This is a genomic window from Campylobacter sp. BCW_6468, from assembly GCF_001762865.1.
GTDB classification, from domain to species: domain Bacteria; phylum Campylobacterota; class Campylobacteria; order Campylobacterales; family Campylobacteraceae; genus Campylobacter_D; species Campylobacter_D jejuni.
In genome coordinates, this window is the sequence record NZ_MJXQ01000040.1 from 638 (window position 1) to 11265 (window position 10628).

At 29.6% G+C, this 10628-nt stretch carries 13 protein-coding genes; 7 read left to right on the top strand and 6 right to left on the bottom strand.

Translation table 11 applies throughout. From position 1 onward, the window contains the following. The coding region (locus tag AJ889_RS09760; protein ID WP_074484756.1) for a DUF2920 family protein at positions 1-543 on the bottom strand (543 nt) is incomplete at its 3' end. Positions 544-603: 60 nt separating this feature from the next. On the opposite strand from AJ889_RS09760, the gene AJ889_RS07115 reads away from it, so the two are divergent. Next, positions 604-2112: an AMP-binding protein gene (locus AJ889_RS07115; RefSeq protein ID WP_002872560.1), complete on the top strand. Its 1509-nt coding sequence runs from the start codon at positions 604-606 to the stop codon at positions 2110-2112. Between the two features lie 39 nt (positions 2113-2151). Continuing rightward, positions 2152-2379 carry an acyl carrier protein gene (locus AJ889_RS07120; RefSeq protein WP_002777686.1) on the top strand — a complete coding sequence of 76 codons (228 nt, stop codon included), beginning with the start codon at positions 2152-2154 and terminating at the stop codon, positions 2377-2379. On the opposite strand, the gene AJ889_RS07125 is transcribed toward AJ889_RS07120, so the two are convergent. Both AJ889_RS07125 and AJ889_RS07130 read right to left on the bottom strand, forming a co-directional pair. Then, complete coding sequence (locus tag AJ889_RS07125; protein ID WP_002826465.1) at positions 2376-3446, bottom strand: hypothetical protein; 1071 nt, start codon at positions 3444-3446, stop codon at positions 2376-2378. The two genes, AJ889_RS07120 and AJ889_RS07125, sit on opposite strands and share 4 nt — an antisense overlap. 21 nt (positions 3447-3467) lie before the next feature. Beyond that, positions 3468-4682, bottom strand: coding sequence for a DUF2920 family protein (locus AJ889_RS07130; RefSeq protein ID WP_052775763.1), 1215 nt, complete (start codon positions 4680-4682; stop codon positions 3468-3470). Between the two features lie 78 nt (positions 4683-4760). Between AJ889_RS07130 and pseF the strand changes: the two genes are divergently transcribed. Genes pseF through pseH form a run of 3 tightly spaced genes read left to right on the top strand, consistent with a single transcriptional unit; the run spans position 4761 to position 6737 of the window. After that, positions 4761-5459, top strand: a complete 699-nt coding sequence (pseF, locus tag AJ889_RS07135) for a pseudaminic acid cytidylyltransferase (protein WP_002872860.1) — start codon at positions 4761-4763, stop codon at positions 5457-5459. Further along, positions 5443-6267 (top strand): UDP-2,4-diacetamido-2,4,6-trideoxy-beta-L-altropyranose hydrolase, encoded by an 825-nt coding sequence (gene pseG, locus AJ889_RS07140; protein ID WP_002830499.1) that lies wholly within the window; start codon positions 5443-5445, stop codon positions 6265-6267. The genes pseF and pseG overlap by 17 nt, the downstream gene beginning before the upstream one ends. Further along, entirely contained in the window at positions 6264-6737 is a 474-nt protein-coding gene (gene pseH / locus AJ889_RS07145; protein ID WP_002781802.1) for a UDP-4-amino-4,6-dideoxy-N-acetyl-beta-L-altrosamine N-acetyltransferase, read from the top strand. Before pseG ends, pseH begins: the two co-directional genes overlap by 4 nt. Here pseH and wbuZ read toward each other — a convergent pair. From wbuZ to pseA, 3 genes are read right to left on the bottom strand one after another with little or no spacing between them, the layout of a single operon-like run. Beyond that, positions 6702-7448 (bottom strand): glycosyl amidation-associated protein WbuZ, encoded by a 747-nt coding sequence (wbuZ, locus tag AJ889_RS07150; RefSeq protein WP_002872861.1) that lies wholly within the window; start codon positions 7446-7448, stop codon positions 6702-6704. The genes pseH and wbuZ overlap by 36 nt on opposite strands. Next, a complete protein-coding gene (hisH, locus tag AJ889_RS07155) occupies positions 7449-8054 on the bottom strand; it encodes an imidazole glycerol phosphate synthase subunit HisH (protein WP_002864311.1) in 606 nt (201 codons plus the stop codon). Continuing rightward, positions 8051-9187 carry a pseudaminic acid biosynthesis protein PseA gene (gene pseA, locus AJ889_RS07160; RefSeq protein ID WP_002784894.1) on the bottom strand — a complete coding sequence of 379 codons (1137 nt, stop codon included), beginning with the start codon at positions 9185-9187 and terminating at the stop codon, positions 8051-8053. Before pseA ends, hisH begins: the two co-directional genes overlap by 4 nt. A gap of 257 nt (positions 9188-9444) precedes the next feature. Between pseA and pseI the strand changes: the two genes are divergently transcribed. Both pseI and AJ889_RS09765 read left to right on the top strand, forming a co-directional pair. Then, positions 9445-10476: a pseudaminic acid synthase gene (pseI, locus tag AJ889_RS07165; protein WP_002872385.1), complete on the top strand. Its 1032-nt coding sequence runs from the start codon at positions 9445-9447 to the stop codon at positions 10474-10476. After that, the coding region (locus AJ889_RS09765; protein WP_178887465.1) for a hypothetical protein at positions 10473-10628 on the top strand (156 nt) is incomplete at its 3' end. The genes pseI and AJ889_RS09765, both read left to right, overlap by 4 nt.

The following is a 10628-nucleotide window of genomic DNA, read 5'->3' on the forward strand; positions in this document are numbered from 1 at the left end:
TTTAACTAAATCTTTTAAAGCATTGATATGATCAATAGCTGCCATAATGCCAAAATTTTGATAATCTCTATTAGGCGGGATAAAAGTTGAAGTAAAATTTAGTTTAAAGTTATGATCGAGTTTATTTTGCATTTTTAAATTTTCTACATGTTTCACTAAAGAATTCGCTAAAAAAAGCGCATTATCATTATTTATTTCACCATAAGAAAAATGAAACTGATTTAATAAATTTTTAATATTTTCAATATCTTCCTCTTGAAAATATTTGTATGCACTATATTTCTCAACATCTGAACGCCTTTGACAAAAACAATGATAAAAAACATGCACTGCTACAACATCAAAATTTTTAGCAATATAATTTCTATAAGAGTCTAAAAAATATATATTTGCATTGGCTCCATAACCTCCTATTATAAAAACTATAGCTTTAATCTCTTTTTCATCATCATAACTTATACGGTATTCAAGTTTGCTAGTTCTTTTTATATTTAATTCTACATCATCACAAGAATCGATTTCAAAGCTTTGGTTTATGAGCATATAAAGGCCTTTTTTATTAATTTATCGATATTATATTACAAAAAATTAAAAAGGTAAATCATGACAACTCATATCTATGATTTTTTAGAAAAAAGTTTAATCAAATTTAGCGAAAAAACTGCTTTTGTAGAACCCTTTGTCAAAGAAAGAAAGGAAATCACTTACAAAGACTTTGATCTCTTTTCTAAAAAACTAGCCAGTGAAATTTTAAAAACTTTAGGAAATGATAATCCTACTCAAGCTCCTGTTTTAATCATCTTGCCTAAAGGGATTGATTGTTTGATTTCATTTTTTGGAGTGGCACTCAGTGGAAATTTTTATACACTTTTAGATGAAAAAAGTCCTAAAGAAAGAGTAGAAAAAGTCATAGAAGTTTTAAAGCCTAAACTTTTTATCACTTCAAAGGACTTAAATTTTAACTTAGATTTACCTACGCTTTATACACAAGACTTTGAAAGTTTTAATATAGATGAGAGTTTAATAAAGCATGCCAAAGAAAAACATATAGATACTAATTTACTCTATGTTTTCTTTACAAGTGGGAGCACAGGCATTCCTAAAGGAGTAAGCATAGCTCATAAGAGTGTGATTGATTATACTTTTTGGGTGTGTGAGACTTTTAAATTTGATGAGAATGAAATTTTAGCCAATCAAGCGCCATTTTATTTTGACAATAGCATTTTAGATATTTTTTCAAGTGTAAAATCAGGAGCGACTTTACACCTTTTACCTAATCATCTTTTTGCCTTTCCAAATAAAATTTTAGAATGCCTTGAAAAAGAAAAAGTAAGCACTATATTTTGGGTACCTTCGGTGCTGATTTATTTTGCAAATACTGAAGCTTTGAATAATTTTAGTTTAAACGCCTTAAAAAAGATACTTTTTTGTGGTGAAATCATGCCCAATAAACAGCTCAATATTTGGCGTAAACACTTACCCAATGCCTTATTTGCCAACCTTTATGGCCCAACAGAAATCACTGATGTATGTTCTTTTTATATCATCAATCGCACTTTTAAAGATGAAGAACTTTTACCGATAGGAAAAGCGTGCAAAAACACAGAACTTTTAGTTTTTGATGAAAATATGAATTTCATAAGTCCTAAACAAATAGGTGTTAAAGGGGAGCTTTTCGTGCGTGGAACTTCTTTGTCTTTAGGGTATTATAATGACAAAGAAAAAACCAAACAAGTTTTTACTCAAAATCCTTTACATGATAATTATTTAGATTTACTCTATAAAACAGGAGATATCGTTTCTTATAATGAATTTGGAGAGCTTTTATGCTACGGAAGAGCAGATAATCAGATAAAATATATGGGACATAGAATAGAACTTGGAGAAATAGAAAGCGTGATAAATTCTCATGTGAATATTAAAAACAGTGCTTGTATTTTTAAAGAAGATATTATTTGTTTTTATGAAAGTGAAGAAGAAATTAATTTTAAAGCTTTTTTGAAAGATAAATTACCTTCTTATATGATCCCAAAAAATTTTATTAAACTCGACAAATTTAAGCTTAATCAAAATGGTAAAATTGATAGAAAGGTTTTAAAAGAACTTGTTTAAATAAATATTTTATAATTTCAAAAAACTAAAGGAGAAAAAATGCAAGAAATCAAACAATTTTTTATCAATATAGAAAGAACAGATATCAATGAGAGTATGGAAAATCTAGTAAGTGAAGATTTTATCGATAGTATCGATATCATGGCTTTGGTTGCCGAAATAGAAAAATTTTATAAAAAACCCTTAAAAGCAGAATTTATCACACCTGAAAATTTTGAAAGCTTTGAAAATATCAAAAAAATGCTTGAAACTGCAATGAAAGACTAATCTTTCCTTGCAAGTTCAAGCTGTTCTTTTAAAGAACTGATGATTTCATTTTTAGAAACAATAATTTGTGCTATAAAATCCGCCACATCATCCCAGTCTTTGCTTAGTGTATGAGTTAAAGTATAGTTTTGTTCGTATTCTTCCCAATTTACAGGAGTAAAAAGAGAATTTTTATGCGGGAAATATTTGTTTTTTACCCATTCAAGTGAAGAAGCAAAATAATCCACATAAGCTTTAGCAATATCTTTTTGCACTGCAAATTTTAATCTTTTTTCTTTGCTGCCTTCAAATTTTCTTCTTGCCATAAAAAGCAAAGAATTAAGATTATCCTGCTTTAAATCTTTTTGATTTAATCTTGACATAAGCTCCATTCCTAAAAGATTAAAACTTTCATTTTTGGTTTGTTTTAAAACAAAACTCTCATCCCATTCAAGTCCTAAATGATAAACAAAATCCTTAAGTAAAGTCCCTCCTACATAATCCTCCCTTAGAAGTCTTACTATCAAATTTTCTTCTCCAAATACCTCAGCATGAGTTTTGCAAATCCATTCATAGTCAAAAATATATTTTCTAGGATGATCTTGCGGAGCAAAATCAGCAGAATAATACCCCATATTGTTTTTATGATCTTGAGAACAATGTGAGTTTAAATAACCCAAAGTATCTCTAAAATACACAATAATATAAATTTGAGTAAAACCTAACTCTCTCATAATCTTTTCTAAAATTTCTACATGTTTTTTGGTAGAAAAATCCCAAACTATACCCTCAGCTGAAAAAATAAATTTTTTATCTTTATGTAAAGCACTTTCACTTTTAAAATTTTCTATAGCTCTAAGAAGTCTTTCATTTGTGATATGACTTAAAACACTCTCTTTTTTTAAAATATCTTCTTTTTGAACCAATTCTAAAACCATATCCACCAAAGCCCAATGCCTATTTGCCACTCTAAGACTTTTTGGGTAAATATAAGCTTTTTGCAAAAGCTTTTCTTCGTTTTGCATCAAGAAGCCTTGTTTTTCTTGATTTCCTGTATTAGTAGTTCCTATATGTAAATATGCTGTCATTTTATATCCTTTATCTTTATTTTAATTTATCATCTCTAACTCAAATTTATCTTCTAAATCCTTAAACACAAATACTTTATTCCCACAAGGATAAGAGATAGAATTTTCTTGCATAAAAGATTTTCTTCCTTGTAGTTTTTCAAGCATTAAAGGAAGTTCTTTTCTAAATAAAGCCCTATCAGTCATTCTAAGTCCATGCTCTAAACTTTTTACAAATCTACCATCTATATCATTTTCATCCTTTATTAAATGTAAAGTTGCATCATATCCTAATTCCTGATAACACTTATAAAGTTCTATTTTATTTTGCACTGGCGCACCCATATCTTGTATACTATGATAGCTTACAAAAATGGTATTTTTATTTAAATTTGATTGAATTTGAAGATGGTTTGAATTTAAAACTGCTCTGATTAAATAATTTTCATCACCAAAATAATAAGAAGAATTCATATTTCTATTCCAGTATTTATATACAAAACAATAAAGTCTATAACCACTTCCTTCGAAATAAAATTCCCCTTGATTCATTTCTCTTCCTAAAATGCACGCCAAAAATGGCAAGCAAACACCTGAATTATCAATCACACCATCCACATACCAAGGAGCTATTTTTGCTATGAGTAAAGATAGGTATCCTCCATAAGACCCCCCCCCATAAATTTTTGGTAAATCTGCAAATTTTGGAAAGCGTTTAACTAGATCTTTTAAAGCATTGATATGGTCAATAGCTGCCATAACGCCATAGTTTTGATAATCTCCATTGGGTGGGATAAAATCACAAGAAAGTTCTATTTTTTGGCTTTCATCAACCAAACCTGCTTGTTTCATTTTATTAACTTTTTGCTCTATAAGAGGAATAATTTGTTCAAAATTATCTTTATTAACCGATAAATGTCCTAAATTAATATTTTTTAAAATGCCATTTACACGCTCTAAATCATCTTGATTGGGAATAAGCTTTGGATTATACTTTTGATCAATACTTTGTCTTGCACAAAAACAATGATAAAAAACATGTACCACTACAACATCAAAATTTTTAGCAATATATTCCCTATCAAAATCTAAAAAAGAAATATTTGCATTAGCTCCAAAACCACCCACTATAAAAACTATAGCTTTGAGATCTTTTTCATCATCATAGCTAATGCGGTATTCAAGCTTGCTAGTTCTTTTAATGCCTAGTTCTACATCATCACAAGAATCAATTTCAAAGGTTTGATTTATAAGCAATTTTAAGCCTTTTATTGTATTTTAAAGACAATTATACTTAAATTTTAGTAAAATAAAACACAAAAACAAGGCTTAACTATGAAAAATCTTTGCATAATCCCTGCTCGTGGTGGATCAAAAAGAATTCCTAGAAAAAATATCATTGATTTTCTAGGTAAACCTTTAATCTCTTATAGCATAGAAAATGCTTTAAATTCAGGTATTTTTGATGAAGTGGTGCTTTCAAGCGATGATGAAGAAATCATAGAAGTAGCCTTAAAATACGGTGCAAAAGCTCCTTTTGTGCGTGATAAAAATTTAAGCGATGATTATGCTTCAAGCACTGCTGTAGTGCAAAATGCCATAGAAATTTTACAAAGCCAAAATCAAATTTATGATCATGTCTGCTGCCTTTATGCTACTGCTCCTTTGTTAAATAAAGACATTTTAAAACAAGCCTATGAAAAATTTATACAAAATCAAAGCAAGTTTTTATTTGCTGCTACTGGGTTTGAGTATCCTATACAAAGGGCATTTTATCTAAATGAAAACAATCAAGTTTATATGTTTGATGAAAAACATTATAAAAGTCGTTCACAAGATCTAACAAAAGCTTATCATGATGCAGGAGCTTTTTATTTTGGTACAAGCAAAGCTTGGCTTGAGGAAGATTTTATATTTAAACCTCATTCTAGCGTGTTTGTATTGCCAAGAAATTTAGTTTGCGATATAGACACCATACAAGATTTGGAATTTGCAAAAATACTTTATAAGGTAAATCATGAAAGTGCTTTTTAGAAGCGATAGCTCCAGTCAAATAGGCTTTGGACACATTAAACGCGATCTAGTCTTAGCTAAACAATATAGCGATGTAAGTTTTGCTTGCTTGCCTTTAGAAGGCTCCTTGATCGATGAAATTCCTTATCCTGTTTATGAGCTTAGTAGCGAAAGTATCTACGAGCTTATCAATCTCATCAAAGAAGAAAAATTTGAACTTCTTATCATTGATCACTATGGCATCAGCGTAGATGATGAAAAACTGATCAAGCTTGAAACAGGGGTGAAAATTCTAAGCTTTGATGATGAAATAAAGCCTCATCATTGTGATATTTTACTCAATGTCAATGCCTATGCAAAAGCAAGTGATTATGAAGGTTTAGTGCCTTTTAAATGCGAAGTAAGATGTGGTTTTTCTTATGCTTTAATCAGGGAAGAATTTTATCAAGAGGCCAAAGAAAATAGAGAAAAAAAATATGATTTTTTCATTTGCATGGGTGGAACTGATATAAAAAACCTTTCTTTACAAATTGCTAGCGAATTACCTAAAACAAAAATCATCAGCATTGCAACCAGCTCTTCTAATCCTAATCTTAAAAAATTGCAAAAATTTGCAAAATTACATAACAATATTAGATTATTTATCGATCATGAAAATATTGCAAAATTGATGAATGAAAGCAATAAACTCATCATTAGTGCAAGTTCTTTAGTCAATGAAGCCTTGCTTTTAAAGGCAAATTTCAAAGCTATTTGTTATGTTAAAAATCAAGAATCTACAGCAACTTGGCTTGCTAAAAAAGGGTATGAAGTGGAGTATAAGTATTGATAAAACTTAAAAATTTCACAGAACTTAATTCTCAAGAAATAGAGCTGATTTTTAAATGGCGCAATCACCCCGATATCAATCAATTTATGAAAACAAAATATATTGATTTTGAAGAACATTTAAGATTTTTAAAAAAATTACATCAAGATTCTAGCAAAAAATATTTTTTAGTTTTTCAAGATGAACAGATTATCGGCGTAATTGATTTTGTCAATATCACAACTAAATCTTGCGAATTTGGACTTTACGCAAAACCTAATTTAAAAGGCGTAGGACAAATTTTAATGAATGAAATTATAAAATACGCTTTTGAAAACTTAAAAGTAAATACTCTTAAAGCTTATGTTTTCAAAGACAATCGCAAAGCTTTAAAATTATATCAACAAAATCATTTTACTATTTATGATGAAGATAAAGATTTTTACCATATTTGCCTAAAGCAATCTGACTGCAAAGCCTTGCCTAGCTAATTCTTCTTTTACATCTTTAGGGGTATACTTAGAAAAATGAAAAATATAAGCACCCGCTAAAGCATCAGCACCTAAATTTAAAGCCTCAACTCCATCACTTGGATTGCTAAGTCCTCCATTGATAATAAGAGGAATTTTAAGTTTATTTTGAAAGATCTTTAAAAGTTCTAAATCATAACCCTTTGCTTTTCCTTCAAAATCCACAGAGGTTAAAAGAAGCTCTCCAGCTCCTTTTTTTTCATATTCTAAAGCAAGTTCTAAAGGACTTTTTTCAAGTAAATTTCCCCTGTCATAAACACAAAATTGCCCTCCTTTTCTTTTAACATCTATAGAACAAACTATACATTGAGAACCAAAACGATTAGCCGCTTTACTTATAAAATCCATATCTTCTAAGGCCTTAGAATTGATAGAAATTTTATCCGCACCTAAATTTAAAATCTTTTGTATATCTTCAAGGGTTTTTATCCCGCCACCTATAGTTAAAGGCATAAAACATTCTTTAGCAAGATCTTCTATACTTTCAAAATCTATTTCTCCACTTTTTGAAGCATCTATATCTAAGATAATAAGCTCATCAACATTGCGTGCATTATAAATTCTCATTGTTGAAGTTAAATGCCCTATAGTGCGAAAATCTTTAAATTCTATACTTTTAACAAGTTGTCCGTTTTTTAACAAAACACAAGGGATAATTCTAGTTTTTAACATTTAAAGCCTTATAAAATTTTCTAAAAGTTTTAAGCCTAAATTTTGACTTTTTTCGGGGTGAAATTGTGTAGCAAAAATATGATCTTTTTGTAAAGATGCAACAAATTTATGTCCGTATTGTGCTTTAGCACTTACAAACTCATCTTTGCATTTCACATAAAAAGAATGCACAAAATAAAAATCACTCTTATTATCTATGCCTTGATACAAAGGAACTTGTTTTAAAATTTCAAGCTCATTCCAACCCATATGTGGGATTTTTAAATTTAAATCCTCTTCAAATTTGACTACTTCACCTTCTATAAAACCAAGTCCTTCGCAAACTCCACCTTCATAGCCCCTTTCTAAAAAAAGCTGCATTCCTAAACAAATGCCTAAAATAGGTTTTTTTTGTACTAAAACTTGCTCTTTTAAAGCTTCTATAAAACCAAATTCTTTTAAATTTTTCATCGCTTCTTTAAAAGATCCCACTCCAGGTAAAAGCAATTTATCTGCTTTTTGCAAATCTTTTGGATTTTTAGCTATGAAATTTATAGCTCCTATTTTTTCAAAAGCCTTAGCAACAGAGTTTAAATTTCCCGCCTTGTAATCAATGAGCGCTATCATTTTAAAACACACTCGTCTTTTCTTACCAAAGAACCATCATAATCTCTTATAAATTTACCATTTTCATCACGTTTAAAAATTTTTTTATTGGTAAAAGAATCTACTATTTTTTGAAATTCTTCCTCGCTAAAACCACTGAATTCAAGGTATTTTTTAATAGCCTTTTTAGGGGGCTTGCCATCGTATTTTTGTACCAAACGCACCCCTTCTTCACGGCTGATATAACCTAAACGAATATCCAAACAAGCATTATCCGTTGCTCTACCAAAGCCGTATTTGCAGTATTTTAAATAATCATGCACATGATTAGAATAACAATCTAAATTTTCAAAATTTTCATAAGTAGTCTCAACAGGATGATCTAGAGTTAAAAAACCATATTTTTTAGAAATTTCAAGAATTTTTTTATAATCCCATTTAAAATAATACCCTAAAAATAGCCCAGTAACCCCTACTCTTTGAAGTTCTTCATCACTTGGATAAGTATATAAAAACAAATCTTTTTCAGTGATACCATTTACCCCAAGCATATCAGAAGCACGATTTCCTAAAAGCCCGCCAAATTCTTCAAGCCACTCTCTGCCTAAAATATTTTTATTTTTACTACTCGCAGGACCGCCATACTCTATCTGCGGACTTTCTCCCCAGATGATCAAAGGCACTCCAAAATTTACTGCTATGCGTGGAACAGAAGTAAAAATTCCCAAATGGTTTTGCCACTCATTATCCCCTGTTCTTATAAAAGCTTCACGGGCAAGTTTTTGATAAACTTTTGGATCGCGCTTGATATGGATCAAATCCACGCCAAGATGATTTAAATTGTCTAAATTTTTGCGCCCTATTTTCGTAGGTACGCTAGGCTCAAAACACACACACAAAGGATTAAGTCCAAGTTCAAGCATTTTAACCACTTGAAAAGTAGAATCTTTTCCGCCACTTACTCCGATAACACAATCATAAACAGGATGTTTTTTGTATTTTTTTATAAGCTCAAAAAATTCTTTTTCTCTTTCTTGCCAATTAATATTTTGATTTTTAGCTTCTTGAGAACGACAAGCATCACAAACACCTTCTTCATCAAAATGTAAATCGGGCTTAGTATCTGGCATCACACATTTTTTACAAAATTTCATAAATTTCCTTTAATTAGTCTTAAATATATATATCGTTATAATTAAATTTTATTTTATGATTTTATATATTTATATTATATAAAAATTAAAAAATGAATGAATTCTATAATTTAAATCCATATGGCATTTTTTGAATGAAACCAAGCAAAATCATAACAAAGTTGTAATATTTATATAATATAAATATATAAATTGAAGAAATATATAATATAATTATATATCATTTTAGTCAGGAAATTTACCAAAGAAAGAAAAGTATGCAAATAGGAAATTTTAACACCGATAAAAAGGTTTTTATCATAGCAGAACTTAGTGCAAATCACGCAGGAAGTCTTGAGATGGCACTTCAAAGTATAAAAGCTGCCAAAAAAGCAGGTGCTGATGCGATAAAAATTCAAACTTACACTCCAGATAGCATGACTCTAAATAGCAACAAAGAAGATTTTATTATTAAGGGTGGGCTTTGGGATAAAAGAAAACTTTATGAGCTTTACGAAAGCGCAAAAACTCCTTATGAATGGCATTCTCAAATCTTTGAAACCGCACAAAATGAAGGCATACTTTGTTTTTCAAGTCCTTTTGCCAAAGAAGATTTAGAATTTCTAAAACGCTTTGATCCTATAGCCTATAAAATCGCTTCTTTTGAAGCTAATGATGAAAATTTCGTGCGTTTAATCGCCAAAGAAAAAAAACCTACTATCGTTTCAACGGGCATTGCTACAGAAGAAGAACTTTTTAAAATCTGTGAAATTTTTAAAGAAGAAAAAAATCCTGATTTAATCTTTTTAAAATGCACTTCGGCTTATCCTACTGCCATAGAAGATATGAATTTAAAAGGCATAGTAAGTTTAAAAGAAAAATTTAATGTTGAAGTTGGACTAAGCGATCACAGCTTTGGTTTTTTAGCTCCTGTTATGGCAGTAGCACTTGGAGCTAGAGTGATAGAAAAGCATTTTATGTTAGATAAAAATATAGAAAGTGAAGACAGTAAATTTAGTCTTGATTTTGATGAATTTAAAGCTATGGTAGATGCGGTTAGACAGACCGAAAGTGCTTTAGGCGATGGTAAGTTAGATTTAGATGAAAAGGCGCTTAAAAACCGTGTTTTTGCAAGAAGTTTATATGCAAGTAAGGATATCAAAAAAGGTGAAATTTTCAGCGAAGAAAATGTAAAATCAGTGCGTCCTTCTTTTGGACTACATCCTAAATTTTATCAAGAGCTTTTAGGAAAAAAAGCTACTAAAGATATAAAATTTGGCGATGCTTTAAAACAAGGAGATTTCCAATGACCTTCATCTCTACTCAAAAAGAACTCTTTAACAAAAACATTGAGGCTTTAAGCAATATTCTTTTAAAAGAAAGTTTAAAAGAAATTAAATCAAGTAAATTTGAACTTATCTTAGGTAAAGATAATCTAGATATCAATTTAAAAGATACAAGT